Origin of the sequence: Microtetraspora fusca (assembly GCF_001570365.1) — a bacterium.
Lineage (GTDB): Bacteria > Actinomycetota > Actinomycetes > Streptosporangiales > Streptosporangiaceae > Microtetraspora > Microtetraspora fusca.
Map to the genome: position 1 here is coordinate 1 of NZ_BBYK01000095.1, position 25,427 is coordinate 25,427.

Here is a 25,427-nt window from a genome sequence, read left to right on the forward strand (position 1 = left end):
TGTCTGCTGACCGGTTCGACCGGTGAGCAGGACAGCAGGGTGCTGACCGCATCGGCCCTCGCCCGCGAGCACTGCCACGAAGGCCGCCACCCTCCGCACGGCGGAGGCCGACATCCCCACCAGGTTGACCGCAGTGAGTGCCATCATGCGTTGACGTTCCGCCTCTGCGCGCGCTGCCGCAGCCTGGCCCATGAGCGCCACCTCGCGCACCGCCGGCTCGCCAAAGTGGACAGTTCCCGGCCGGGCGCGGAGAGTCCGGTCATCGACCAAGATCACGCTGACCCCTGCCGCAGCCGTGCGCTCGACAACGACGGCAATGTGATCGTCGAAAAGAGAAAGGTGAAAAGGACAGCAGACGCCTCCACGCCTTTTCCTCTTCGGGAGACCTGGCTCCGGCTCGAGCCGAAGGTCAGCGTGTGGCCCACTTCGATTTCAAAGCCGGCGCCGTTCAGATGGACGGTGGCGTTCCGCTGCCGTGACCGGCTGGCCCGCTTCGTCGCCGACCTGGGATGAAGCCTCTTTCGTGTCAGGGGCAGAAGGCGGCTTCGATGAACTCCTCCACCTGTTCGTCCAGTTGGTTGGTGTCAGCAAGGTTCAGCGACATGCTCACCTGCGTGGTGGCCTGGCGCGAGGACCACGCCTGCGTCCGGTAGCCGGGGAACGAGCCGGTATGCCCGTACCTCAGCCCCGCGCAGGGGGTCTTCTTGCCGATGATGCCCAGCCCGTAGGGCCGGTCGTCGGTGACCTCCAGCATCTGTTTCAGCGGCTCGGCGGGCAACAGACGGCCGGTCAGCAGCGCGGCGTACAGGGTGTTGATGTCGGCCGCCGTGGAGATCATCTCCCCGGCCGGTCCCGCCTCGGCCGGGTTCAGCTCTGTGACGTCCTGCGGCTCCCGCTGGCCGGAGAGGGTCGCGTAGTGGTGAGCGTGCGGGCCGGGGATGGCGACGTTCTGCCCCGGCAGGATGGTCTGTTCCAGCCCGGCCGGGGTGATCACTCGCTGAGTCAGATAAGTGCGCCACGGTTGGCCGGTCACCTTCTCGATGATCAAGCCGAGGATGGCGTAATTGGTGTTGGAATAGGCGTGCTTGCTGCCCGGCGTGAATGCCAAACCCCGAGGTGCGACGCTCGCCACCAGGTCGCGCGGCTCGGGATCCGTCTCGCGCAGCCCCTGCAATGTGGAGGGCAGGTCGCCCACGTAGTCGGCTATGCCGCTGGTGTGATTCAGCAGGTGCCGCACCTTGACCTTGCTGCCGTCCGGCAGAAGCCCCGGCAGGTGGGTCTCCACCGTGTCCTCCAGCGAGAGGCGCCCGTCGGCGACCAGCTTGAGCACCCCGGTCGCGGTGACGGTCTTCGTGATCGACCAGGCACGGAACTGCCCGTCCGGGGCCGGGGGAGTCTGGCCGCCGCGTTCCGCCTTTCCGCTGGACAGCCGGTACGTTCGGCCCTCATGGCGAACTTCGGCGAGCACGCCGACCGCTCCGGCTTCGACGATCGCGTCCAGGCGTTCCTGGAGGAGAGCCTGGTAGGCCTGGGGGGACAGGGGGGTTGCCGCGGCACAGCCCGTGGCCAGCAAGAGCGCGAGTATGAGTGGTAGGCGCACGCTTCAGTGTCGAGGCGATCAAAGAGGGCGCCCATCCGGGATTGACCCTGATCACACCCTTAGGTCAGTATTGCCGACTCGTGATGGTGAAGGCCGCGCTTCAGGTACCTGCCTAATGAGGAATATCCTCTGAGTTCCCGAGTGCCTCTCCTGGTCATCCAGTCCCAGGGCCAGGACGTTCTCCAGGTGGAGCACGCCGTTCTGGTGGTTGAGGGGATCTCGGAGTCGGTGAAGCTTCTCCCTCGTTGCTGAGGCTTTTGTAGCGGCGGTGAAGTGGCGACGGAGCGCTTCAGTCCGCCCTTGGCCCGATCGACCGGGGACGGTCCCGCCTTGCCGCCGCCGCACGGGGCCTTGGTGATGCAGCCCGACCTGATGCTCCTGTGCGGCAGCTCGGCGACATCACCGGCTGCCACGGGCTCCGCGTCGAACACGACCGCAGCCACGCCCGCGTCATGGGCCGGCTCGTCCCCCACGGCGAGGGCTTCGAGAGCGACCCCGCCCGTGTACCGATCATCCTGCGGTCCGGTCGGCGCGTCCTCCTCGGCCCGGTAGAGCTCGTGCGCCGGTGGACGGGGTCCTCTATGCGGCTGCTGGCTGATCCGTCCCGAACGAATAGGTTCCGCCCGGCGCCCCGGCTACTGGCCATGTGGCCGAAGCTCCTGGCCCTGTGGCCGAACGAAGATCCTCCGTTGGGAGGATGTTTTGCGCGGCGAGGCGAACCAAAATGAGGCATCCTCATGTTTTGCCTGACGGGAGTAGACGCTTGATGCGCGCCCCTTACTCACGCGCACGGCCACCGTCGTCGCCTCGGCTATGGCGGCGCCGGCTCTGGCCGCCGCCGCTCACGCGGCTTCCGCCCCCGTCGAAGTGCCCATCGACATGTCGGGCACCCCCTCCACCACAGCGCCGACTCCCGCACCGACCGCCTCCGCCAAGTCGTCGGGCGACGACGAAGTACCGGGCGAGCTGCCCGCCCTCGACTTCATCTGCACGGGTCAGTTCACGGACAGCGGCCGCATGGCGAGCTACGCGATCCGTGCCACGAGGTACGAGTGGCAAGTGGACGTCACTTGCAACGACGGCAGCCACAGCTTCGTCAGTCCCAACTACCAGGGCGTCGCCTACTCAACTGCTACGGGCGGGGCGGCATCTCCAACGTCAAAGCGTGGATCCGGTACGACGAACTGGTAGAGCCTCCGGCTCTCGCGCTCCGGGCTCCGCGTGACGCCACCTCAGAGCCGCCGAAATCGCACCTCGTGCTGCTGATGCCCCACGCGCCGATCCGCGGCTGTCACTTCGCCGGATAGCGAACGGCCCGCCACCCTCTCGCCGGATGACGAGCCATGTTCCCCCTCGGGCACGCTGACATCCTCCTGGTCGTAGCCGGACACAAACCGGCCGCCCGGACAAGCACCGGCTATGACCGCCCCGACAGCGTCCTGATCGTCCTGTACTCCGATCGGGACGTCCTCCTCGACCCCTCTCCGGGAGCATTCATGCCACTTGACCGCTCATCCCCCTCATCCCCCTCATCCCCGAGACGATTCGTGGCCAGGACCGCCGCCGTGACTATGGCGACGGTGTTATCCGTGACGGTCGGCCTGGCCGGGCCCGCGGCGGCCGACCCTCCCACGGTGCCCGGTTGCGGTGGTGCGGGCTCGGCTCTGGTGCCGGCGTCCATCCCCCGGGTGGTGTCGGGCACGGGTGACAGCTTCAGTTCAGGCGAAGGGACGGGCGGCTACAGAGGAGCCTCCGACTCCTCGTCGCACTGGCGCCACCAGTCCCCCTACGCGATGGGGCCGCTGGCCTGGCTTTACCTGGAGACGACCAACAAGCCGCTCGTGCCCTCCCTGACCATGCAGGACGGGTATATCGAGGACACCTGGGGCTTCGGCGACAGGTTCGAGTTCCTCGCCTCCTCGGGAGCTGAGAGCAAGCACCTGGTGGTACCCCAGGTGGACTCCGACACCGGGCACAACAGGAACATCCCCCAGGCCGACGGGATCCTCTCCAACTCCAACGTGGTGATCTACGGGTTCGGCGGCAACGACGCGCACTACGGCGACATCCTGCAGACAGCGCTCATGAGCTACGCCCAGAGGGCCATCCCGGCTTATCTGAGCGGCTTGGGGGTGGCGCCGGCGTGGCGCAGCTATCAGGTCGCCGACGTCAATGCCGCGATATACCGCGAGAAGAGCAGACTGACCGAGGTGCAGACCAGCGTCTACAAGTCGCTCTCCTCGGTGCGCGCCGCCGCCCTGAACGCCATGATCGCCGTCACGCTGTATCCCGTGGGAGTGAAGCCGACCGGCAACCCCCAGATCAACATGATGGCGGGCCCGACGCTGGACGCCATCCACGGATTCGCCACCGCGCTCAACGACACCCTTCGGGCCGCGGTCCAGAAGTTCAACAGCGACCACCCGCAGTGGCCGCCGATCGAGGTCTTCGACCCCAACACCGCGGGCCCCGGTGGCACCAGCGTCGTGGCCGGCCACGAGGTCGGCCAGCCGGATTCCTACTTCAACCCCTGGATGCTGGACGAAAGCCAGCTGCTCCAGGGAAACCTGCTGCACGCCTTCCAGGAGAGCTTCCACCCCAATCGTAAGGGGACGGTCGCACTGGGCCAGGCCCTGGCCATCTGGCTGCAGGCCAAATGCCCGGGGCTCTGGCCCAAGCCGCCGACATTCGCCCAGGTGATCATCCCCGCCCAGCCGTACAAGGCCCCGCTGGGGGCCAAGGAGCTGCCTGCCCTGCTCCTGCAGAACATGGGAGCCGTCGCCAGCAACAGCAGAGGCATCCCGGGCGCCGTCGTCAGCGGCGGAGGCGGCGGACCCGTGCCTCGCGGTGACGTCTACGCCGAGCCCGACAGTCCCCTGTACCACCTGTGGCTGGCCATGTGGGCGGCGGCCAGTTCCACGACGGGCAGCAGTGACCCGACCTCGACGGGTCCGGGTGACGCCAGCACGCCCGGCGGCAACACGCCGGAAGTCTGCTGCGGGCGCTATCACTGGGATCACGACAACGGGGACGGCACCATTACGCGGACTGAGTGGGGCGGAGACCTGAGCGGGACGCGGTACACACTCATTATCAAAAGCCGGGCCGGCACCACCACCACCGACTCGCCGGCGCCGTCCGGCGTGCTGACGCCCCCTCGCCCCGGCGGGGTCACCCCGGGTGGATTCGACAACCCCGGCGGCATCGGCCCCGGCGACATCTTCGACTACTACGTTCCGCCGCCTGCGCCCAGTGGCTCCTCTGGGGGCGGTGGCAACCGCGACTCCGCCTGCGACGACATCTACGTCCCCTGTCCGCCGAGGTCCACCTTCGCCAACCTGGCCTGACCGTCCCGAGATCCCCGGGGCCCGAGCCCCGGGGATCTCGCGTATGCCTCTGTACCACCGACGGGGAAGGCATCGGCCTGGCCGAGCTGAACCCGGTACGTTCCCGGACATGTCCCTGGATGCGCACCCCGTGTTGCACGACGGCGCCGTGACATTGCGGCCCGTCACCGGCGCCGACGTCCCGGCGCTCGCGGCCATCCGGTCCACCCGCAGGTGTACCGGTGGTGGCGGGGCGGCGACTACCTGGCGGCCGAGGTACGCGCCGATATCGAGGACCCCGGCGACAACATCCTCGTGATCGTGGGGGACGGGCGCGTGGTCGGGCAGATCCAGTGGACGGCGGAGGACGACCCCGGCTACCGCCACGCGAGCATCGACATCTACGTCGATCCGGCGGTGCACGGACGCGGGGTCGGCACCGGGGCAGCGCGCACGCTCGCCCGGCATCTGATCTTCGATCGGGGCCATCACCGGCTGACCATCGACCCGGCCGCGGGCAACGCGGCCGCGATCCGGTGCTACACGAAGGTGGGTTTCCACCCGGTCGGCGTCACGCGGCGCTACGAGCGCGGCCCCGACGGCACGTGGCACGACGGCCTCCTCATGGACCTGCCGGCCGAGGAGCTGGCGAACTGACCGTCAACGGCGGAGCCCGCTGACACCCGCGGCGCGGCCCGCGGCGTCACCCCAGGCCGCGACCGGGCCGGACTCAGGCGCCGATCAGCTTGCGCACCCGGTCGGCGTCGACCGCGAGCAGCAGCGTCGGCAGCCGCGGGCCGGTGTCCCGCCCGACGAGCAGGCGGTACAGCAGGGGGCTGACTGCATCGGCCCTCGCCCGCGAGCACTGCCCCGAAGACCGCCACCCCCCGCACGGCGGAGGTAGAAGATCATCCGTTGGTTCATGTCGCTCCGCGATCGGGACTTCTAGCGTCAGCACCATGACCCACGCACACCGCTGGATGGCCGCCGCCATCGCCGGGCTCGCCATGCTCCCCGGACTACCCGCCCACGCCGCCTCCACCACCCCGGCCTGGTGTCCCTCGGTCCCCGGCCACCAGGTTGAATGCGACACCATCAGCCGCCCGCTCGTACAAGACGACCCGGCACTCGGTGTCGTCGACGTCGCCTACGCCCTCATACGCCGGTCCAACGCCATGGCCCCGGCCGCCGGCACCGTCGCCGTCAACCCCGGCGGGCCCGGCAACGCACCCATTCCCCTCACCGGCTTCTACACCGACCTCCTCAAACCGCTCCTCGCCGACCACGACCTCCTCCTCGTCGACCCGCGCGGCACGAACGCCTCCGGTGCCCTGGACTGCGGCATCACCGTCGACACCCTGGCCGGACGCGCCCAGGTCCAGAGCACCGTCGCACGCTGCGGCGCCGTACTCGGCCCCCGGACCCGCGGCTACACCTCCACCGCCGTCAGCGACGACATCGACGCCGTACGCGCCCGCATCGGCGTCGACCGCCTGCATCTCATCGGCCAGTCCTACGGCACCTATCTCATGCAGGTCTACGCCCGCCGCTACCCCAGCCGCGTCGCCTCCATCGTCCTGTCAGGAGTTTTGCCGGTCGACGCCGATCCGCTCCTTGGGCCAGGCGCACGCGCCTTCCCCGGCATGTTGCGCACCGTCTGCGAACGCGGCGCCGGAGCGTGCGACGCCGACACCGCCGTCGCTGACCTGCGGACGTTCGCCGCCCGGCTCCGCGCACATCCGGTCACTCTCACCGTGCCTGATCCCGGCGGCAGCGCCAGCCGTACGGTGACCTTCACCGAGGACATGCTGGCCGGCCTGGCCCTGCAGAACGCCGCCGGCGGCAACGGCGGAGACCCTCAGGCCATCGGGGTGATGGGCCGCTTTCCCGCCATGCTGCACGACGCCGTACGCGGTGACTACGGACGACTCGCCGCCCTGGCCCAGCGCCTGTGGCCCGAGCGTGGCGGCGACATCAACGAGTCGACGGCCACCACCATGGCCTGCAACGACTTCCCCGTGCTGTGGCAGTCCAGCGCGCCGATGGCGCAGCGCGCCCGGCAGTATCGCAAAGCACTGTCGCGCTCGACACCCGGCCGTACCGGACCGTTCAGCCCTGGAGCGACCGGCGCGGCCCGCTACGGCTTCGGCGACTACTGCCTGCAGTGGCCCAAGGTGAAGGGTGCCAAGCCGTACGAGCCGACGGGCACCACACCGGACGTGCCGGTCCTGCTGCTGTCCGGCGACATGGACGCCAACACACCGGCCTCACAGGCAGCCCACGTCGCCCGATCATTCACCCACGCCCGCCAGATCGTCCTGCCCAACCTCGGCCACCTGGTGGACTTCGAACGCAGCGGCTGCGTCACCGGCCTCGTTTCCCGCTTCATCCGTACCAGCGACCCCGGCTCCACCGCATGCATCACCGCGATCCCGGCCCTCAAGGTCGAACCCGTCACCCCATGAGCTCTCGCCGCACCCGCTCTTGCGGGCAAGCATCAACCGCTTCGGCGGCCCGCTGTCCACGACGCGCCGTCCCAACCTGCAACGTTGGCTACGCGAACAGCGACAGCAGGCGCCCGCTGGGAAGAGTTGTGACGGGTATCCCTTCGTCACCATGCCCGAAGAGCAGCACAGCCAGGGCGGCCTGATCAGCGGCGTCCACAGGCGAAACCGCAACCTCGACGGTGACCCCTTCTACGTCCAGGTGCAGCCCTGTGCCCCGCCTACGACCGGGTTCGGCCTGACCCGGCCCTCGGACTGGGGCCGAGTCAGCCCGAACTCCTCAGGGCAGAATCAAAACCATGACTCGCGGCGACGACGCCATCCACGCCATCACCCCCTCCCGCAGGAACGCGCTGGACGACCGCCACGCCCGCCACCCTGCCGAGCGATGAGCCTACGGCTGCCCGCCGGGGCGGACCAGCTCGCTCTCGTAGGCCAGCACCACCGCCTGAGCCCGGTCGCGCAGGTGGAGCTTGGTGAAGATGCGCGTGACGTGCGTCTTCACCGTCGCCTCGCTGAGCCGGAACTCCGCGGCGATCTCGGCGTTGGACAGCCCGCGCCCCATCAGCCGCAGCACCTCCACCTCCCGCGGCGTCAGATCCCTCAGCCGCCCCGGCGCCGGGGCTGCGGTGGGCCAGGCGAAGCGTTCCACGAGCCGCCGGGTGATCGACGGCGCGAGCAGCGCGTCGCCCGTCATGACCAGGCGGACCGAGGCGAGCAGCTGCTCGGGGCTGACGTCCTTGAGCAGAAAGCCGCTGGCGCCTGCCTGAAGTGCTTCGTAGACGTACCTGTCGAGGTCGAAGGTGGTCAGGATGATCACTCGGGGCACGTGGTCGAGGGCCATGATGCGGCGGGTGGCCTCCAGGCCGTCCAGTTCGGGCATGCGGATGTCCATGAGGACGACGTCGGGCCGCAGCTCCGCCACCAGTTCGACCGCCTGCGCGCCGTCTGAGGCCTCGCCTGCCACCTCGACGTCGCCGGTCTTGAGTATCAGCCGTAAGCCCGTCCTGACCATGGCCTGGTCATCTACGATCAGTACCCGGATCATGCCGCCGGCTCCTCGAGGGGGATCTTGGCCCGCACGCGGTAGCCGCCGCCGAGCCGCCTGCGGGCGTCGAGGTCGCCGCCGAGGACGGTCACTCGCTCGCGCAGGCCGACGAGGCCGCGACCGGCGCCGTTCCCCGAAGCGGGGGCGATCGTGCCGGTGAGCACGCTCGGCCCGGTGTTGACCACCTCCACGCGCAGCAGCCGCTCGGTGTAGCGCACGAACACCTCGGCCCGCCCGCCGGGCGCGTGCTTGAGCGCGTTCGTCAGCGCCTCCTGCACGATCCGGTAGGCGGTCAGGTCCACCCCGGCGGGCAGCGGGCGCGGCTGACCCTCGATCGACATCTCGACGGGCATACCGGCAAAGGCGATCTTGTCCACCAGCGCCCCCAGCCGTGACAGGCCGGGCTGAGGGACCAGGTCCTCGTGCGGATCGGCGGACGCCAGCAGGCCGAGCAGGTGACGCAGCTCGTTCATCGCCTCCCTGCCGCTGGTCTCGGCCGCCCGCAACGCCTCGATCGCCTCCTCCGGCAGCTCGTGGACGCTCCGTCGGGCCGCGCCCGTCTGGATGATCATGACGCTGACGTTGTGGCTGACCACGTCGTGCAGTTCGCGGGCGATCCTGGCCCGCTCCTGCTCGACGGCCAGCCTGGTGGCGGTGTCGCGCTCGGCCTGCATGAGCCGGTTGCGCTCGGCCAGGTCGCGGATGCGCGAGCGCCGGGCATGGATCGCCACGGCCGCGGCGCACACCGCGACGAGCCAGCCGAGCAGGGTGAACGCCACCTCCCCATGGTGGCAGAACGGGTCGTCGCGGCCATCCACCCAGGGATGGGCCCGCCGTACATCCGCGGAGGTACGTCCCTTGCCCGACGACAGACGGCGGCCGCCGGTCGTACGGTCGCCTGCATGAACGCAGTGGTGCAGGTGGAGGCCGTGCGCAAGGAGTACGGCGAGACGGTGGCGCTGGCGGGGGTCACGCTGTCGATCGGGGCGGGCGAGGCGGTGGCGATCATGGGCCCGTCCGGCAGCGGGAAGTCGACGCTGCTCAACATGATCGCCGGGCTGGACCGGCCCTCCTCAGGGCTGGTGACCGTCCAGGGGGAGGAGTTGACACGGATGAGCGAGGGCGCGCTGGCGCGCTACCGCAGGCGGCGGATCGGGATGGTGTTCCAGTTCTTCAACCTGCTGGACGACCTGCCCGTGCTGGAGAACGTCGCCCTGTCGGCCAGGCTCGTCGGCACCCCGCGGCGCCAGGCCAGGACGCGAGCGCTCGAACTCCTGGAGGAGCTGGGCATCGCCGACCGGCGCGACGCCTACCCCGCCACGCTCAGCGGCGGGCAGCGCCAGCGCGTCGGGGTGGCCCGCGCGCTGATGAACCGCCCCGCGCTGCTGCTGGCCGACGAGCCGACCGGGGCGCTGGACAGCCGCTCCGGCGAGCAGGTCATGGACCTGCTGCTGGACCTCAACCAGATCGGCCAGACCCTGATGCTCGTCACCCACGACCACCGGCTGGCCGAACGCTGCGCCACCCGCGTCGTTCACTTCGCCGACGGCCGGATCGCGGAGATGGAGGCGGCGTGAGGGCGGTCTGGATCGCCGGCCTGGCGGCCGTGCGCAGGCGCCGCCTGCAGAGCGTGATCGTCGGCGTGGTGGTCACGCTGTCCTCGGGCGTGATCGCGCTCTGCCTGGCGCTGCTGTCCGGCACGAACGCGCCCTTCGACCGGGCCTTCGAACAGCAGCGCGGCGCCCAGGTGACGGCGCTGTACGCCGCCGGCTCGGCGCCGGGACACCTGGAGGGGACCGCCGGGCCGTTCCCGGTGGCGACGGTCAGGGACACCGACGGCGCGTCCTGGCGTGTCGTCGGCCGCGCCGATCCGGGTGGCGCGGTGGACCGGGTGGCCGTAGTCAGGGGCCGGTGGCCGCGGGCGGCGGGCGAGGTCGTGATCAGCCGGGGCCGCTGGGATCCCGCCTCCAGCCCGGTCGGCGCCAGGTTCGCGACGCTGTCCGGCGAGCCCGCGCTGACCGTCGTCGGCGTCGCAGTGTCCATGTCGGCCTCGGCCGACGCGTGGACGACCCCCGCCCAGGCCCGCGCGCTGCCGCACCCGGCGGGTGACCAGCTGCTGTACCGCTTCGCCGATGCCTCCGCCCTGCCGCGGGAGGGCCTGATCTCGACCGGCTCGTACCAGACACTCCGGTACGCCTTCGAGAGCCGGCTGTCCTCGACGGTACCGATGCTGGTGACGTTCGGCGGTCTCGGTCTGGCCATCTCGGTACTGATCATCGTGATCACGGTCAGCGGTGCCGTCATCTCCGGCCTGCGCGCCATCGGCGTCATGAAGTCGCTGGGGTTCACCCCGGCGCAGGTCGTCGCCGTCCATCTGATCATGATCATGGTGCCGTCGGCGGCCGGCGCCCTCGCCGGTACGGCCGTCGGCAACGCGCTCTCCCTGCCCATGCTGGGCGACTACGCGAGCATGATCGGGCTGCCCGTCGGTGTGGAGGTCGAGTACCTGGCCGCGCTGGCCACCTACGCGGGTGTCCTGGCCCTCGTCGCCGTCACCGCGCTGCTGCCCGCGCTGCGCGCCGGCCGGCTGGGCGCCGTCCAGGCCATACAGCTGAGCGCGGGCTCCGGCCCCGGCCGGAGCCGTACGGCTCAGCGGCGGCTGGCCGGTTCGCGGCTGCCGATCCCGCTGGGACTGGGTCTCGGGCAGCCGTTCACCCGCCCGGCCAGGACGGCGCTGACGCTGGCGGTGCTCGTGGTGGGGGCGAGTGCACTCACGTTCGTCGGCGGCCTCTACCTGAGCACCGACGCGGTGGAGAGGCTGCAGGACCGCAGTGCGGCCGTCCAGGTGAGCGTCGACGGCAACCCGGTTCCCCAGGACATCTCGGCGCGGCTGCGCGCGCTGCCCGGCGCCCGCACGCTCACCGCGATGCGGGCGGCCGATGCCCGGATTGAGGGCCTGGCCCAGTCGGGGATCCTGATCGGCTGGAGCGGGGACATGGTCACCGCCGGGTATCCGCTGGCGAACGGCCGCTGGTTCCGCGGCGAGGACGAGGTGGTGGTCCCCGGGCCGCTGCTGCGCCTGACGGGCAAGGGCGTCGGCGACACGCTCGCGGTACAGCTCCAAGGTCGTACGGCCGAGCTGCGCATCGTCGGTGAGCTGGCGATCACCAAGACCGAGCAGACCGTCTACGTCAGCGGGCAGACCTTCCTCCACCGCAACGGCGCGCGGCGGCCTTACGCCTACGAGATCGGGCTGGCGCCGGACTCCGACGTGAGCGCCTTTCTGGCCATGGTGCGGGCCGGGGGCTGGCAGGCGCGCGCGATACCGCGGCCCGCCGAGAGCGACGTGAGGACCGTCGTCCCCGCCTTCGCGCTCGTGCTGGTGCTGGTGACGGCGCTCGGCGTGTTCAACGTCGTCGTGCTCAACACCCGCGAACGGCGGCACGAGTTGGGCGTGCTCAAGTCGGTCGGGATGGAGCCGCGGCAGGTCGTGGCCATGGTCGTCACGTCGGTCGCCGGGCTGGCGCTGTTCGGCGGTCTGCTGGGCCTGCCGGCGGGGATCGGGCTGTTCCGGGCGTTCTTCGCGATCGCCTCCGAAGCGGGAAGGACCAGCTATCCGGCCACGATCATGGACATCTACGACGCCAGGATGCTCGCCGCGGTGGTCGGCGTCCTGCTCCTGACAGCCATGCTCGGGGCGCTCGTGCCCGCCGGGTGGGCGGCCAGGGCGGGGACCGCCACGGTCCTGCGCGCGGAGTGAGCCGTTAGGGTCCTGGCATGACCATCGACGACCAGTTGGGAGTCCTCGACGACCTCCTCGCCCGGCCGTTTCCGGCCGAGGAGGAGCGGCACGGGTACGGCACGAGCGCCCCGGCCTACCACGTGCGCGCGCTGCGGCTGAGCCAGGACTTCTGGGACGACGGCCTGGAGGTCGTCGAGGCGGCCGCGGTCGAGATGGAGGCAGCGCTGGAGGCGCTGGCGGCGAGGTTGACGGAGGGCTGGGGCGAACCCGAGACGATCAGGCTCCCGCAGCAGGACGGCGAGCTCCTCGCCGAGCTCTCCCGCACCTGCGGCAGCGTGCTCCGGTGGCGCCCGCGGGACGGCGGCAGGTGGGTGGGGCTCGCCATCGGCCAGGAGGACCGGGAGTTCCCGATCATGCTGCTCGCGGCCGCTCACCGTGGCGAGCGTCAAGGCACTCCTCCAACTCGGGACGCTCCACGAGCGAGCGGGACGGAGCGAACGAGCACTGGAGGTGTTCGACCAGGCCTGCGCGCTCGACCCCGACATGGAAAGCGCAGCCCGGGCAGCCATCCGGCTCCTGGTCGAACTCGGCCGCACCGACGAAGCCCGCCTACGCGTCCGCCACCTCAAAGCCCGCCTCGCCGCCCTTGGTGTCTCCGCCTCAGCTGAGACCCGCGCAGTCTTGGACCAGCCGAATGCCGACCATAGGCAAGGTCGATAGCTCCGGCAAAGGCTCCCTGAAGCTGGCTGGAGCCGATGACAGGAGCACATCGGCCGCCATCATGGTGTCTGGCGGCGACGCCGTTCTCGTCAAACCCTCGCAGACCGGTCGGCATCAAACCCGATAGGCAGGTTCCAGTCATGGGAGCGGCCCAGTTGCTAGGCCAGGATGCGCGCCATGTCGGCAGCCGCATACGTGATGATCTGCCCCGAACCTGAGCGCTTGAGGAACGTGAACAGCTCCAGCAGGAGCCGCAAGTCGTCACCGCAGACTGCCAGCCGGAGATACTCGCCCGATACCGAGAACGGCGAGAGCTGCACATCGCACGTCCGCTTCAGCATGATCAGGACGTCGGCGCAGAACAGGGCAGGCTCCGGGAGGAGCATGCGCGCGCCTTTCGAGATGAACGCCAAGGCCGAGTCGACGGCCGCCATCGGCGATCGCGGGTCGATCTGGAATAGGCGGCGATCACCGGAGGTCGGGACGGCATCCATTGTCTTCCGGTATCCCTCATAGAGCCGCGAGTCGAAGATCAGATGTGGCATGACGGCAACGTTGTGGTGGCCGGTCTCGTCCAGTGCCCGCCGGATACGGGCGACGCTCCCGGCAAGCATCGCCGCCGGGCCGACGATGTCGGCTCCGGCGTCCGCCTGTGCGACAGCCTGTGCGGCCATCGCCTCCAGCGTCGCCGCCAGATCTGGCTGGCCATCTTTGCGGGCGATGTGGCATTCGCCCGAGTCGGTGTAGGAGCAGAGGCATGTCTCGGTCATCACCGTCACAGCCGGGTTGGCCGACTTCGCCTCGCGGATCGCGTTGGCCATGATGCTGTCGGCGGTTGCTCCTCGGGAGCCGTGGGCGTCTCGCCGGTCGCCCCCCGCGAAGACCTTGAGCGCAGGGACGCCGTATCGGGCGAGGTCGCCGACCACGGCTCCCACTTCCTTGATCGGCATGGTGGGCATCGGGCGGGACGCCATGAGGTCGTGGTCGCCTCGGACCAGGATGACCATGGCAAGGTCGGCGGGGGTGAGGGCTGAAATCGTCACGGCGTCATCGTCCTTTCGTGCCTCGATTTCGGATCTTGGTCGAGGTAATGGCCAGGCCCGTTCAGAGCCGCTTCAGCCAGGCGTTCGGCGACCAACGGATGAAGCTGGCTCGCCGCGTGCGTGGGTGGGCTGAGCCTCCAGGCGTCTACCTCCGTGGTCTGGAGCCGGATGTCGGCCAGGTCCTCGGGGCGCAGGGCGCGGGTGGAGAAGACGAAGTCGAGGCGGTCGCGCCGTTCGGGGCGGATGGCCGGTATCCAGGCCACGGTGATGAGGTGTTCCGCGTGCAGGGACAGGCCGGTCTCCTCGCACGTTTCGCGGGCCGCCGCGATAGCAGGGCTCTCGCCCGGCTGGAGACGCCCAACTGGGAGCTGCCATCGGGCGTGGTCGCGGCTGGTACGCAGGATCAGCCACCGGCCCACCGCGTCGAGCACAAGCAGGTGGGCGGTGACGGCACATCCCTGCGGCTCCTGCGCGGGAGCCTCGGGTAAGGCGGGGGAGATGGTCATTTGCGGGTGGCGGTGATCAGACGGCGGGCGCCCTGATGGAGCAGGTCGGCGGCGACGCGGGAGCCGAGGGTGGCCGGGTCGTCCGCCTCGCCCCAGGCATGGGAGCGGACGAACTGCGAGCCGTCGCGGTTGAACACCATGCCGAACAGTGAGAGCGCGCCGTCGCCGGTGGTGGAGGCGTATCCGGCGATGGGGCTGTTGCAGTGGCCGCGCAGCATGTGGAGCATCGTCCGCTCGGCCAGGATGTGCCGCGCGGTGGGCGGGTCGTTGAGTTCGTCCAGCAGCCGCATGACGGGTGCGTCCGCCTGGCGGGCCTGGATGCCGATGACGCCGGCGCCGACCGCGGGCACCATGGAGACGACACCCGCATCGGAGGGGTGGAACTCCACCGGCAGGACCTCGTAATGGTGCTGGCTGAGGACACCGAGTCGCTTCAGGCCAGCGCGGGCGAGGATCAGCGCGGCGTAGCGGCTGTCGCTGCCTTCGAGCTTGGCCAGGCGGGTGTCGATGTTGCCGCGGATGCGTTCGGTGCGCAGATCGGGCCGGTACATGGTGAGCTGGGCACGGCGGCGTACCGAGCTGGTGCCGATCAAAGATCCGGCGGGGAGGTCGGCGAGCGGGGTGCCGTCGCGGGTCACCACGATGTCATGAACGTCGTCGCGGGGCAGGTAGGCGCCGAAGGCGGTGCCTTCGGCGAGGGGGACGTCTCCGGGGACGTCCTTCATGCAGTGGACAGCGACGTCGATCTGGCCGGACACGAGGGCGCGGTCGATCTCCTTGCTGAACGCGCCTTTGCCGCCGAGTTCGGCGAGGTCACCGGGCCACAGGTCGGCGCTGACCTGGGTGGGCACGATCTCTGTCTGGATGCCGGCCACGTGTTTGCTGATCAGAGTGGCCACGTGCTCGGCCTGAACCCTGGCCAGGGCGGACGTGCGGGTGCCGATGCGCAACGGGCTTTCCCCGAATCGGGAGAGCAGGACATCGGGCAGACCATCAGTCATGAGTTCGGTCGCTTTCGGATAGTTGCCAATGGCAGCCGGTCGCTGTTCGGCGAACCGCCATTACGGAACGTAGTCCGCTCGCCGTGACGGGGCGGCACGGCGAGCGGACGACTTGAAAGGGCGGCCTTCCAACTTCCCCCAGGAAGACCGCCCGCCCTACCTGGCCGGGACCCCTCTCCTCCGGCCGGCAGGGTGTCTCAGAGAGGTGGCGATGTCGTCGGGCACCGTGAGGGTGGTGGTGACCACGCCGATGAGTCAGCAGATCGGGTACTAACGGCCGACCTCGGCGAGGACACGTTCGATCCGGTCGGCAGCGGCGTCGATATCGCGGATGGGGGCGATGAGTTGGGGCCAGGGGAAGAAGAAGGCCGGGCCGCCTTCGCCGTCGCGGACGACGTGGATGTCTTCCGTGAGGACCGGTGCCGCAGTGTTGATCACACGGAGCCTCGGCCGGCCCCCATCGACCTTATAGACGCGGGTGGCGAAGCCACGGTCCTTGAGCTCGGCGGCCAGTCTTTCCAATTGGTCCGTGGGATTGGGTGAGTCAATGGACGACTGCCCACTTGAGAGGTCAGTGCCACTGCTTCGAGAACTTCCGGTCACGAGGTGGCCTCCGTCCGGCTGTGGAACAACGCGTGCATACGCCGCTCCCGATGGCGTGCGAGCTGAGCGGCGAACGACGCCAGCTCGGAGAGCGGCGGTTTTCAGGGGTTTCCGTCCCACGCCACCGAGGAAAGGCATCCGGCGCATGGCGGCTTCGTCGTAGATCGAGACGGTCTCGCTCGCACCCGGTCCGTCTTCCTGCCCGAATGGGCAAAGCGATTCTCGGCATCGAGCTGGATCGGTTCTCCCACGACCTCGCTGCTTGACCCGCAGCGTGGTGGCCCGCCCCATCCGGCGCGGGCCACCCCACTAACCAGGGGCACGAAGCTCAAGCGGGCTGCGTGCCTGGGCTGTGAGCGAGAGGGGTAGGACCACTGCGGCGAGCGGGAAGCCGTCGAGGACGCCCGCGCCACACATGGTTGCCTGCACCGGACAATTCCGGGCGGATGCCACGTGATCGCCAGGGTGTTTGACGAGCTCGCCGTTGCTGGCGGTCGCTTCAGTGCACAAGAGGGGCGTATTGACCCATTCCCATCATGAGCCGGCGGAAGGTGGATCTACGCGCACGTCCTGCTTGCTTTCTTTTTCGATGACAGTGCGCTTCCCCAGTGGCTTTTTTAAGCGCAGATCCACTTTGAACGGATATCCAACCAGGCTGCCGTATTCGTGCTGCCAGGGAAAGATGGGGGCGCAGCTGTCCAGGGTCTGAATTCCGATTATGACTTGAGATGTGGATTCGACTACCTCCTGGGCAATTGAGTGTTGTCCAGGCCAAGCACCTCATCGGCAATGGCGGTGAGTTGACTGGCACTGCTGGCGACGTCGGGCGTCTGGGGCGTCAGACTGTAGTCTTCGGTGATCGTGACGTTCTTCCAGTGCGCCCCATGGAAATCCGGTTGCCTAGACCACCATTCCGTCAATGATCACTCGTGCCGACCGGCTCGGCCTCGAGGGGCGTCCGACGGCGAAGATGACCAAGCGCTGCAGTATCGCCGGGGCCGTCGCGTTCCGCCAAGAGCTTGGCAACCTGACCCCTGTGGGCATCGTCGACGTTCCCGCCGTACTTGAACTTTGCGTTGACCTCACGGACCGACAGGCGTAGCCCTCGAATGCCGCGCAGTATCCGGCCATGTTCCAGTGGGTCTACCAGTTCGGCGTCGGGCTCGAGCCGGGCAAGCTGACGACGCAGCACGACGGCCTTCTGTTTGGGATCATCAACGATCTGCGCGGTGCAGATGAGCTGTACGGCCGCGTAGTACGTTGTCGGAACACCCCGGGCCGGATCCTCACCGTCGATCGCCTTCCACGCCGCCGGAACATACGCCCAGTCACCGGCCAGTGACATAACGACGGACGGGTTCTCCTCGATCGCCGTCCAAATGGGGTTCGGGCGAGCCAGATGCAGCAGCAGCGTCTTCTCATCAGCCAGTACGAACTGGGTCGGCACGATCACCGGGATGTCCCGGTCTCGCCCCGCCGCGACGAGTTGGCCGAACTCATGCGCTTGCACGAACGCGAGCGCCTCATCGTCGGTGCCTGAATCCCACGGATGTATCAACACACCACGGCAGCATAAGAACGATCAGTCGCCACGACCAGATCCACCTGGTGCTCGGATCTGTTCCGAGTGGCCATGGTGAACCCATAGCGATCGGGGCTTGCCCCAAGGCCGGGTAGTTAGCGTTTTTGCGGCTTTGGCAAGACAGTCGGCGGGTGCGTAGCGGCGGTGTAGAGACCGGCACCGATCTTGAGGATGAGGCCGTTTTCGGCCCATCGTGAGAGCTGTCGATACATGGTGCCGAGCGTGATGTCGCCCAGGTGGCAGGCGATGTTCCTATGGCGTCCCGGGACGACCGGCTATGACCAGGTTGGTGCCGGGGTCGGGGACGCATGCGGCTTGAACGAGCAGATCGCGCGCGGTGTGCAGGGCGATGGAGAAGCCGCAGCGGTCCGGGTCGGTGCCGGGCCGGGACTCGGCGGCGTCGACCATCACTGTACGAAGGAGTTGGTAGAGCGTGAGCACCGACCGCATCTCCTGCTCCAGCCCGGCGGCATCGCCCGAGCGCAGCACCCGCCCCTGCATGATGGTGTGGCGCAGCGCGTAGTAGGCCGACTCGTGCTCCCACCGCTGGTGGTAGAGGGCGACGAGGGCGGCTGCCGGATAACGGCGTGCGTCGGTCAACGTGGTGGCCAGGCGGTAGGAGCCGGTGAAGGTGGTGCCGTCCGCGCAGGTCACGGTCACGTGGGCCTCGACGACGCGGATCTGGAGGGTGCCGACCATCGTGAGGTAGGAGCCGTCGGCGAGCGCGGCCAGGACGGGGGTGCGCCGGTTGCTGCGCAGCCGGCCGAGGACCTGCGCGCCGGTGGCGGCGACCTGGGCGAGGAAGGCGTTGCTGTCGAAGCCCTTGTCCCATAACACGAGCATGTCCGGCTTCAGAGGTGCAGCAGGCGCCGGGCATAGCCGGTCTCGCCTTCGCTGGTGGGGCCGAAGACCGCGCCGATCAGGGCCCGTGTTCCGGTCTCGACCAGCGTCATCAGTTCCAGTTGGGGGGTAGCCGCCGTGGCCCGGGCTGCCGAGCCATGCCCGGTTGCGGACGGTGTCGGGGGCCTTGAGCGAGCTGCAGCGTCGAAGGAGACCGTGCGGTAGGGCCCGAACCTCGCCCCGGGGGTTGTGGGTTGGGCCAGCGGCCGCACACGATCTCAAACAAGCAGCGCATCGGTGTGCTGCCGACTCTGCGGCGCAGGTCGCGTAAGGCTTTGGCGGTGGGCGTCACGATCGGCGGGGTGGTCAGCGACGCTGTCAGCTTCTGCCAGATCAGCTGGTAGCCGACCTCGGGGAACAGGCACATCGCCAGCACGCCCCAGTCGTTCTCCCTGGGGCAGTGCCCGCACGGGGAGACGGCGACCAAGGTCGTGTTCCCGGAGGTCGCCTGGAGGGGATCCCCGGCCAGGATGCGCTTCCACGCCTCGCGGTCCTCGACCCATCCCCAGACGGGCGGCTCGAAGTACTGCCATGCGGGCGGATGGATGCAGCGGCCCGGCAGGTGCGCCTTCCCGCTGTGGTGGATCAGGACCGCGAGGGCTGTCGGCCGGGGCCCCGCGTACGACATGGGCACTCCCATCGAAATGTCCAAGATCTGCGAGAGCGCCATGATGCCCTACGCCACAGACATTCAGACGATGTAGGCGTTGCCGACCTCGACCTGAAACTGTCGTAGCGCCCGGGCAGACTTTTCAGCGACGTCCTGAGCGAGAAAGGTGGACATCATGGCGCGCGGTGTGGGCCGTGAGAAGGTTCGCAAGCTGCTCGGGCTCGCCGTCTGGGAGGTTGAGCTGGCGGCCGAGACCGATCTGCTACGACGTCTTCCCGACCGCACCTTCGATCCCGTCTCGGTCAACGCGGCACAGAGCGACGCAGAGCATTTCCGGCGGCTTCTGGCCGCCGAGTATCGGTGCAACGCCACTCAGGCCGGTGCCAGGCTCGGCATCTCGGCCGAACGCTTCAAACAGATCGCCGCCGACCTGACCCCCGTCGCCGTTGAAGAGGTTAGGAAGTACGGCCGGACTCTCGTGGTCCGCTACTACCGCGCCGCCGATGTTGACGGCCTGGCCTACCACGCCCGCGCCGACGCCGAACTCCGGGCCGCGGCACGGTCGTACTCCCGTTCCGAAGCAGCCAGAAAGGCAGCCAGAACCCGCAAGCTCAACCTCGTGCGGGCTGAGACGGCTCGCGCCGCGATCGAAGCCGCGAAACCCGCCCCTGATGGAGATCCAGCCCAGGTGCTCGTCTGGACCGCGGCGCTGATGGAGGTTGTCGGTGTCTGGCCTGGCCCGCTCCAGCGGCTCCGCCTCATCGTGGACCCGCATGTCCCCCCGCTCATCGCAACCCTGCGCGAAGCCCGCCTGCCCCGCGCCGAACTGGAGGCGATGCTCACTGCTCTGCTCACACGGGCGCCCGAGTTGATCGCAACCCTGGTCGCACCCAAGGCAGCGGAATGGAAGCTTGGCGTACCCGTCGACAAGACGCCCGCCGATCTCCCGCGATTCGGAGATCATCTGTTCGCCGGCATCCTCCATGAGCTGGTCTCCGCGCCACCTCCGTGGCTGTTGCAGGCTCGGGCGGATCAGGAATTGCAGCGGGCCGCCCTCGCCGAGGCCTGCCGTACGGCAACAGAAGCCACTCGACGCCACCAGGCTGAACAGGTCATCGTCGACGCAGCCATCCGGGCGGCCTCCCAACTGGGCGACGCATCAGTGGCGGGGATCTTCGGCCTTCCCGTCGAGATGATCCGGCTACTGCGCCCCAAGAGCGGCCGCTGGTCCGCCGAGCACGTCGCGGGATTGCTTCGGAACACGCCACCATGGTTACGAACAGAGAGCGCAGCCCGCGTGGAGGCCGACCGCCGTCGCCGCCATGCCGAGAACCGCGCTGCTCAGCTGGCCGAGCGACGGCTCTCCTGGCGCCGTCGCTGGGCGGAGGTGTTCGGCGTACCTCTCGACCAGGTCCCTCAGGCGACCGGTCGCCCCACGCGGAGAGCGATCGAGGCTGTCAAACGGGAGTCACCGGACTGGTCTCGTCGACCATCATCCGGTTGAAGAGGGCCCGACATGATCCCGGTCTCAGCGGCCAAGCCGTGGACACCTGTCCTCGACGTACGGCTGGCCCTGGCCGGCCCCGTCGCCGACGCCTTGGTGGGCCTGCTCGCGGGCCTCTATCCCGCCCTCCGCGCCGCCGCAAGTATCCCCGCGTCGGCTCATTCCGGCGAACTGGGCAGAGGCCTTATTGATCAGTGGGTGGTCGATCTTGTCCGGGGCTATGCGGGCAGGCGGTAGCTTGGCGATGCCGAGGTCTTCACACGGGCAGCGGATGGTCGGGCGGGTAGGGTTCACCTTTCCTCCACGCCGCCGAGCTCCTCGATCTGCCCCTTGGTGAGTCCGGAGACGAGCGCCACCCGAGCCGCGTGCGTGCCGTCCAGCTGGGCCATCGCCTCTTGTATGGCCGTGTGCAGTTCAGCCTGGCGGACCTTGAGGTACACCCGTACGGCCTGCGCCACGAGTTCTTTCTTCGTCACGTGGAGAAAGTGGGCCCCGTGCGAGATCACGCGATCGGTTTCGGAGTTCACCTTCAGCGATGGGCTGGTGGAGCGCCGGTTCGACCGTCTGCGCCCGGTGGTGCCGCGGATGAGCGCGCTCAGATGGTCGAGGAACTCCGGACGGCTCTGAGTCATCTGCGTGCCGTACACGCAAGGTGCTGGGATCACGAGGTGCCGTGAGCATCGGGGGTCTGGCCGCTATCCGGAGCACCATCATTGGGAGGCCGTTCGGGGCCTATTTGGACCTTCTCGACGCGCACGATGGATGAACCGCCCCGGACTTGTTCGGACCCGCTTCATGTCGTCTTCGAGAAGCGTCCAGACCTCGATCAGGTCCTCCGGCTCCCAGTCCTGCCGTACCCGTACCCTCCGCCCGGCCCAAGATCACTCGTTCAGCTCAACGAGGCGCCCAGGGAAGGGAAACGACGGCCAGAGCCGTCACGCAGCGCTACATGTCCGTTCGCCGTAGCTAGTACGAGAACAGGGCCGTGGAGCATGTGATTAAATAATGACTGTTCATTATTGAATGGAGGGCAGATGATGGCGGGACGACCGCGCACCATCAGCGAAGACCGCATCATGGCCGCGCTCGTCGCGACTGTGGGACGGGTGGGGCCAAGCCGATTGACGCTCGCCGACGTCGCTCAGGAAGCCGGAATCTCCACTGGAGTGCTCGCCGGGCGGTACGGCAGCAAGCGAGCTTTGCTGCTCGGATTCGTCCGATGGAGCCTGGCAGAGGAAAGGTCCATCCGGTCGATGCGCACCGCGTTCGAGTCCGCCGCCGACCCGGTTGAAGGGCTGATCCGCGCGGTGGTGCACAGCACCGGTCCCGACATGGGGCCACAGGAGTTCGCCAACCACCTGGCGTTCCTTCACCTGGAACTGGCCGACGACGAGTTCCGTGCGCTTCTGGGCGAGCACGACGCGGTGGTCCGCGGCGAGCTGGCCGGCTACCTGCGGTCGGCGGTGGCGAGTGGTCACATGATGGCGGGCACCGACGTTGACGGGCTGGCTGCCGCCGTCGACTCCATCCGCAACGGCACACAGCTGATCTGGGCGATGACGAGATCGCAACCGCTGGCGGAGGCGATCCGCCGTGACCTGAGCACGCTACTCGCCCCCTACCGGAACACCAAGGAGAACCAATGACATATAGGTCACTGGCCGGGCGGATCGCCCTCGTCGCCGGAGCCACCCGTGGAGGTGGCCGGGGGATAGCCGTCCAGCTCGGCGCGGCTGGGGCGACGGTGTACGTCACCGGTCGCAGTACGGCGGGGACCAGGTCGCCGATGAACCGCCCCGAGACCATCGAGGAGACCGCGGACCTGGTCACCGCCGCCGGCGGTCACGGCATCGCGGTTGCTACCGACCACCTGGATCCTGTCCAGGTCCGCGACCTGGTGGCGCGTATCGGCCGGGAGCAGGACGGCAGGCTCGACATCCTGGTGAACAACGTCTGGGGCGGTGATCCGCTGACGGTGTGGGACAAGCCGCTGTGGGAACAGTCGCTCGACGAGGGCCTGCTGCTGCAACGGCAGGCGGTGCACACGCACATCATCACCAGCTGGCACGCCCTGCCGCTGATGGTGGCCCGCCGCTCCGGGCTGGTGGTGGAGGTCACCGACGGCACCGCGGACCAGGAGTACCGGGGCACCTTCTTCTACGACCTGGCCAAGGCCGGCGTGATCCGGTCGGCGCAGGCGCAGGCGGGCGACCTGCGGCCGCACGGCGTCACCGCCGTCGCGCTCACGCCCGGGTTCCTCCGCTCGGAGGCGATGCTCGACCACTTCGGGGTGACGGAGGAGAACTGGCGGGACGGCATCGCCAAGGACCCCTTCTTCGCGATGTCGGAGACCCCCTTCTATCTCGGCCGGGCGGTGGTCGCCCTCGCCGCCGACCCGCAGGTGAACCGATGGAGCGGCCGGTCGCTGGCGACCTGGCAGCTCGCCAAGGAGTACGGCTTCACCGACGCCGACGGCTCCCGGCCGGACTGGGGCGGCTACTACGCCGCGACCCAGCACGGGGGCGCCGCGCCGGAGGATTACCGATGACCCGCGGGTCGGACCGGCTACTCCTGGGAGTGCTCGGCGCGGCCCAGTTCATGCTGATCGTCGACACCGTTGTGGTCATCGTCGCGCTGCCGACGATCCAGGCGGAGTTCGGCCTGGACCCGGCGGTGGCCCAGTGGACGGTCACCGCATACGTGCTGGCCTACGGCGGCTTCATGATCACCGCTGGCAGGATCGCCGACCTCTTCGGCGCCAAGCGCACCCTGCTCGCCGGTCTGGCGCTGTTCACCATCGCGTCTGCCGCCTGCGCGCTGGCCCCGGGCGGCGCCGTACTGTTCGCGGCCCGCGCACTTCAAGGGCTCGGCGCGGCACTGGTGTCCCCGGCTGCGCTCACCCTGGTCACCACGAGCTTCGCCGAGGGCGACGCGCGTAACCGGGCGCTCGGATTCTGGGGCGCCATCGGCTCGGCCGGGGCGGTGGCCGCGAACCTGCTCGGCGGTGTACTGACCGACCTGGGCGGCTGGCGCTGGGTGTTCCTGGTGAACGTGCCGGTGGGGTTGCTCGTCCTGGCGGCTGTCACCCGGCTGGTGCGGTCGGACACGCCAAGAAGGCACGGTCGGGTCGATGTGATCGGCGCCTGCCTGCTGACCGGGACGACAGTCCTCCTCACCGCCGGTGTGACGCAGGCGGCCCACGGATGGGGCGGGGCGGTCGCCGTCTGCCTGCTCGTCAGCGGTGTCCTGCTGGCGGTGTTCGTCCGGGTCGAGACACGCGCCGCCGAGCCGATGGTTCGCCTTTCGCTGCTGCGTGACCCGAATGTCGGGTACGGCAACCTGCTGGTCGTACTGAACGCCGGCGCGGCCATGGTGGCCTCGATGTTCAGCATGCAGTACATGCAGGGCGTGCTGGGCATGGGGCCGATGGCCGCCGGGCTTGGATCCCTGCCGGTGACCGTCGCGATTCTCATCGTCGCGAGCCGCACCGGTGCCCTGGTCGCGCGCTTCGGCGTGCTGCGCCTGCTGGCCGCCTCCGCGGTGCTGCTCGCCTTCGGCACGGGCCTGCTGAGCACGGTCGCCGTCGGCGGCGGCTACTGGACTCACGTGCTTCCCGGGCTGCTGATCAGCGGCATCGGGGCCGGCCTCAGCTACGCGCCTGCGATGATCGTGGCCACCACGGGCATCTCGCACGGTGACCAGGGGCTGGCCTCCGGCCTGGTCAACACCTCGATGCAACTCGGTGGCGCGCTCGGCTTGGCGGTGTTCACCGCCGTCGCGGCGTCGGTGGCCGGCTCGAACCCGGGCCTGACCGAGCTCACCGGCGGGTATCAAGCGGCATTCCGCTGGGCGTTGCTGCTTCCGGCCGCCGTCCTCGTGGCCGTGGCCGCGCTCGGGGTGAGTCGGCGTGGCCACAAGACCGAAGCCCGGACATCTGTCGAGGAGGCAGTCCAGTGACCGGACGCTTTGGCAGCTACTGCTCTTTGGTACTGATCACGGTGGACTGGTCGTTGAACGGCGACGGGCCTAGGTAGGCGCCTACCTCACCCAGGCCCGCACGATTGCACCACGGGGCTCCGGTTCTCCTTGGCACGGGACCGGGGCCCTTTTGCGTTGCTCGCGAGCAAGCGTAACTCAACCGCCTCCCTCGGATACGAGAACGGCCCGGCACCGGTCATGGTCGGATCATCGCCTCCGGCGGGCGGGAACCCGCGAGCGATGACACTCGGCTGACCTGCCGTCGCAGGTCGGCCCTCGTATGTGTGGCATACGAGGCCGACGTCGCCGGCATCCCGCCAGAGGTCACCGTCGACGGGTGGCAAGCGGTGGTACGCGGCTCAGCTCGTCGACGTGGTGACGCGTAGCGCTGCCGCGGCCGCGAACGCGGAGTCCGGTCAACGGACGGCGAACGTGGTCAGCACGGCGGCGTGGTCGGAGGTCCAGGCGTTGTCCTTGTGGTTCGGAATCGGTGCCGGGGTGCCCTCGACGACCGCGTCGGACGACTTCACCTCCAGATCGCCCTTGTAGTGGACGAAGTCGATGCGGTCCTGCGGCTCGGGCTCGCCCTTGTGGGCGTCGTGACCGTACCCGCCGGTGTACGTGGTGTAGATCGGCGACCAGGTGGTTCCGGGGTCGGCGACCGGATCGGGGTGGGCCACGCGGTAGGAGTCCTTCATCCCGGACTGCTCAGGAGCGACCGAGGTGGGCCAGGGGACGGAGTCGTAGCCGCACCGCTTGA

23 protein-coding genes and 2 pseudogenes are annotated in these 25,427 nt (G+C 69.1%); 12 read left to right on the forward strand and 13 right to left on the reverse strand.

All coding sequences use genetic code 11. The annotated features are described in order from the left end of the window. The coding region (locus tag AWQ68_RS43290) for a hypothetical protein (RefSeq protein ID WP_218007245.1) at positions 1 to 513 on the forward strand (513 nt) is incomplete at its 5' end. 13 nt (positions 514 to 526) lie between these two features. On the opposite strand, the gene AWQ68_RS39320 is transcribed toward AWQ68_RS43290, so the two are convergent. Both AWQ68_RS39320 and AWQ68_RS43295 read right to left on the reverse strand, forming a co-directional pair. After that, entirely contained in the window at positions 527 to 1,573 is a 1,047-nt protein-coding gene (locus tag AWQ68_RS39320) for a serine hydrolase domain-containing protein (RefSeq protein WP_169809077.1), read from the reverse strand. A 308-nt stretch (positions 1,574 to 1,881) separates the two neighbouring features. Then, positions 1,882 to 1,965 (reverse strand): annotated as a pseudogene (locus AWQ68_RS43295) (IS5/IS1182 family transposase); the annotation flags it as partial. Between the two features lie 1,215 nt (positions 1,966 to 3,180). Here AWQ68_RS43295 and AWQ68_RS39325 point away from each other — a divergent pair. The 3 genes from AWQ68_RS39325 (at position 3,181) to AWQ68_RS39340 (ending at position 7,391) form a co-directional block, all read left to right on the forward strand. Next, a complete protein-coding gene (locus AWQ68_RS39325) occupies positions 3,181 to 4,947 on the forward strand; it encodes an SGNH/GDSL hydrolase family protein (protein ID WP_157546496.1) in 1,767 nt (588 codons plus the stop codon). Positions 4,948 to 5,160: 213 nt separating this feature from the next. Next, the gene (locus AWQ68_RS39330) at positions 5,161 to 5,583 is read left to right on the forward strand and encodes a GNAT family N-acetyltransferase (RefSeq protein ID WP_245656564.1); all 423 of its coding nucleotides are present in this window, start codon (positions 5,161 to 5,163) and stop codon (positions 5,581 to 5,583) included. Positions 5,584 to 5,885: 302 nt separating this feature from the next. After that, a complete protein-coding gene (locus AWQ68_RS39340) occupies positions 5,886 to 7,391 on the forward strand; it encodes an alpha/beta fold hydrolase (protein WP_066951542.1) in 1,506 nt (501 codons plus the stop codon). 433 nt (positions 7,392 to 7,824) lie between these two features. Here AWQ68_RS39340 and AWQ68_RS39345 read toward each other — a convergent pair whose 3' ends face one another. Further along, complete coding sequence (locus AWQ68_RS39345) at positions 7,825 to 8,478, reverse strand: response regulator (RefSeq protein ID WP_066951546.1); 654 nt, start codon at positions 8,476 to 8,478, stop codon at positions 7,825 to 7,827. Then, the gene (locus AWQ68_RS39350) at positions 8,475 to 9,296 is read right to left on the reverse strand and encodes a sensor histidine kinase (protein ID WP_218007246.1); all 822 of its coding nucleotides are present in this window, start codon (positions 9,294 to 9,296) and stop codon (positions 8,475 to 8,477) included. The genes AWQ68_RS39345 and AWQ68_RS39350 overlap by 4 nt, the downstream gene beginning before the upstream one ends. Positions 9,297 to 9,380: 84 nt before the next feature. Between AWQ68_RS39350 and AWQ68_RS39355 the strand changes: the two genes are divergently transcribed. The 3 genes from AWQ68_RS39355 to AWQ68_RS46335 all read left to right on the forward strand — a co-directional run bounded on the left by AWQ68_RS39355 (position 9,381) and on the right by AWQ68_RS46335 (position 12,940). Then, the gene (locus AWQ68_RS39355; RefSeq protein ID WP_061261594.1) at positions 9,381 to 10,055 is read left to right on the forward strand and encodes an ABC transporter ATP-binding protein; all 675 of its coding nucleotides are present in this window, start codon (positions 9,381 to 9,383) and stop codon (positions 10,053 to 10,055) included. Next, complete coding sequence (locus tag AWQ68_RS39360) at positions 10,052 to 12,238, forward strand: ABC transporter permease (RefSeq protein ID WP_066951551.1); 2,187 nt, start codon at positions 10,052 to 10,054, stop codon at positions 12,236 to 12,238. Before AWQ68_RS39355 ends, AWQ68_RS39360 begins: the two co-directional genes overlap by 4 nt. Positions 12,239 to 12,655: 417 nt before the next feature. Continuing rightward, a complete protein-coding gene (locus AWQ68_RS46335; protein ID WP_084464917.1) occupies positions 12,656 to 12,940 on the forward strand; it encodes a tetratricopeptide repeat protein in 285 nt (94 codons plus the stop codon). A gap of 158 nt (positions 12,941 to 13,098) precedes the next feature. Here the strand turns inward: AWQ68_RS46335 and AWQ68_RS39375 are convergent, their stop codons facing one another. The 7 genes from AWQ68_RS39375 to AWQ68_RS41820 all read right to left on the reverse strand — a co-directional run bounded on the left by AWQ68_RS39375 (position 13,099) and on the right by AWQ68_RS41820 (position 19,203). Beyond that, complete coding sequence (locus AWQ68_RS39375) at positions 13,099 to 13,983, reverse strand: porphobilinogen synthase (RefSeq protein ID WP_066951557.1); 885 nt, start codon at positions 13,981 to 13,983, stop codon at positions 13,099 to 13,101. Then, entirely contained in the window at positions 13,980 to 14,489 is a 510-nt protein-coding gene (locus tag AWQ68_RS39380; protein ID WP_066951565.1) for an NUDIX domain-containing protein, read from the reverse strand. The genes AWQ68_RS39375 and AWQ68_RS39380 overlap by 4 nt, the downstream gene beginning before the upstream one ends. Then, a complete protein-coding gene (gene hemC / locus AWQ68_RS39385; RefSeq protein WP_066951568.1) occupies positions 14,486 to 15,490 on the reverse strand; it encodes a hydroxymethylbilane synthase in 1,005 nt (334 codons plus the stop codon). The genes AWQ68_RS39380 and hemC overlap by 4 nt, the downstream gene beginning before the upstream one ends. A gap of 270 nt (positions 15,491 to 15,760) precedes the next feature. Then, positions 15,761 to 16,012, reverse strand: coding sequence for a hypothetical protein (locus tag AWQ68_RS39390; RefSeq protein WP_066951571.1), 252 nt, complete (start codon positions 16,010 to 16,012; stop codon positions 15,761 to 15,763). A gap of 997 nt (positions 16,013 to 17,009) precedes the next feature. Further along, complete coding sequence (locus tag AWQ68_RS39395; RefSeq protein ID WP_066951575.1) at positions 17,010 to 17,654, reverse strand: FMN-binding negative transcriptional regulator; 645 nt, start codon at positions 17,652 to 17,654, stop codon at positions 17,010 to 17,012. A 273-nt stretch (positions 17,655 to 17,927) separates the two neighbouring features. After that, the gene (locus AWQ68_RS39400; protein WP_066951577.1) at positions 17,928 to 18,518 is read right to left on the reverse strand and encodes a transposase; all 591 of its coding nucleotides are present in this window, start codon (positions 18,516 to 18,518) and stop codon (positions 17,928 to 17,930) included. Positions 18,519 to 18,627: 109 nt separating this feature from the next. Next, a complete protein-coding gene (locus tag AWQ68_RS41820; RefSeq protein ID WP_157546502.1) occupies positions 18,628 to 19,203 on the reverse strand; it encodes a transposase domain-containing protein in 576 nt (191 codons plus the stop codon). A gap of 157 nt (positions 19,204 to 19,360) precedes the next feature. Between AWQ68_RS41820 and AWQ68_RS39410 the strand changes: the two genes are divergently transcribed. Together AWQ68_RS39410 and AWQ68_RS45535 are read left to right on the forward strand one after the other, a co-directional pair. Then, positions 19,361 to 20,689, forward strand: a complete 1,329-nt coding sequence (locus AWQ68_RS39410; protein WP_157546505.1) for a hypothetical protein — start codon at positions 19,361 to 19,363, stop codon at positions 20,687 to 20,689. Between the two features lie 12 nt (positions 20,690 to 20,701). Continuing rightward, complete coding sequence (locus tag AWQ68_RS45535; protein ID WP_066951584.1) at positions 20,702 to 20,926, forward strand: hypothetical protein; 225 nt, start codon at positions 20,702 to 20,704, stop codon at positions 20,924 to 20,926. A 53-nt stretch (positions 20,927 to 20,979) separates the two neighbouring features. Here AWQ68_RS45535 and AWQ68_RS39420 read toward each other — a convergent pair whose 3' ends face one another. Continuing rightward, a complete protein-coding gene (locus tag AWQ68_RS39420; protein ID WP_218007247.1) occupies positions 20,980 to 21,321 on the reverse strand; it encodes a hypothetical protein in 342 nt (113 codons plus the stop codon). A 402-nt stretch (positions 21,322 to 21,723) separates the two neighbouring features. On the opposite strand from AWQ68_RS39420, the gene AWQ68_RS39425 reads away from it, so the two are divergent. From AWQ68_RS39425 to AWQ68_RS39435, 3 genes are read left to right on the forward strand one after another with little or no spacing between them, the layout of a single operon-like run. Beyond that, a complete protein-coding gene (locus AWQ68_RS39425; RefSeq protein WP_084464915.1) occupies positions 21,724 to 22,335 on the forward strand; it encodes a TetR family transcriptional regulator in 612 nt (203 codons plus the stop codon). Continuing rightward, on the forward strand, positions 22,332 to 23,237 hold the full coding sequence (locus AWQ68_RS39430) for an SDR family oxidoreductase (RefSeq protein WP_066951589.1): 906 nt from the start codon (positions 22,332 to 22,334) through the stop codon (positions 23,235 to 23,237). The genes AWQ68_RS39425 and AWQ68_RS39430 overlap by 4 nt, the downstream gene beginning before the upstream one ends. Beyond that, on the forward strand, positions 23,234 to 24,646 hold the full coding sequence (locus AWQ68_RS39435; RefSeq protein ID WP_066951595.1) for an MFS transporter: 1,413 nt from the start codon (positions 23,234 to 23,236) through the stop codon (positions 24,644 to 24,646). The genes AWQ68_RS39430 and AWQ68_RS39435 overlap by 4 nt, the downstream gene beginning before the upstream one ends. Before the next feature lie 437 nt (positions 24,647 to 25,083). On the opposite strand, the pseudogene AWQ68_RS39440 reads toward AWQ68_RS39435, so the two are convergent. Next, positions 25,084 to 25,427: pseudogene (locus AWQ68_RS39440) on the reverse strand (endonuclease/exonuclease/phosphatase family protein); the annotation flags it as partial.

Excerpts from the sequence above, each read along its gene's own strand:
- AWQ68_RS39340 (WP_066951542.1), top strand. The coding sequence starts at position 5,886 with ATGACCCACGCACACCGCTGGATGGCCGCCGCCATCGCCGGGCTCGCC.
- AWQ68_RS39345 (WP_066951546.1), bottom strand. The coding sequence starts at position 8,478 with ATGATCCGGGTACTGATCGTAGATGACCAGGCCATGGTCAGGACGGGC.
- AWQ68_RS39355 (WP_061261594.1), top strand. The coding sequence starts at position 9,381 with ATGAACGCAGTGGTGCAGGTGGAGGCCGTGCGCAAGGAGTACGGCGAG.
- AWQ68_RS39380 (WP_066951565.1), bottom strand. The coding sequence starts at position 14,489 with ATGACCATCTCCCCCGCCTTACCCGAGGCTCCCGCGCAGGAGCCGCAG.
- hemC (WP_066951568.1), bottom strand. The coding sequence starts at position 15,490 with ATGACTGATGGTCTGCCCGATGTCCTGCTCTCCCGATTCGGGGAAAGC.
- AWQ68_RS39400 (WP_066951577.1), bottom strand. The coding sequence starts at position 18,518 with ATGCTCGTGTTATGGGACAAGGGCTTCGACAGCAACGCCTTCCTCGCC.
- AWQ68_RS41820 (WP_157546502.1), bottom strand. The coding sequence starts at position 19,203 with ATGTCGTACGCGGGGCCCCGGCCGACAGCCCTCGCGGTCCTGATCCAC.
- AWQ68_RS39410 (WP_157546505.1), top strand. The coding sequence starts at position 19,361 with ATGGCGCGCGGTGTGGGCCGTGAGAAGGTTCGCAAGCTGCTCGGGCTC.
- AWQ68_RS45535 (WP_066951584.1), top strand. The coding sequence starts at position 20,702 with ATGATCCCGGTCTCAGCGGCCAAGCCGTGGACACCTGTCCTCGACGTA.
- AWQ68_RS39420 (WP_218007247.1), bottom strand. The coding sequence starts at position 21,321 with ATGACTCAGAGCCGTCCGGAGTTCCTCGACCATCTGAGCGCGCTCATC.
- AWQ68_RS39425 (WP_084464915.1), top strand. The coding sequence starts at position 21,724 with ATGATGGCGGGACGACCGCGCACCATCAGCGAAGACCGCATCATGGCC.
- AWQ68_RS39430 (WP_066951589.1), top strand. The coding sequence starts at position 22,332 with ATGACATATAGGTCACTGGCCGGGCGGATCGCCCTCGTCGCCGGAGCC.
- AWQ68_RS39435 (WP_066951595.1), top strand. The coding sequence starts at position 23,234 with ATGACCCGCGGGTCGGACCGGCTACTCCTGGGAGTGCTCGGCGCGGCC.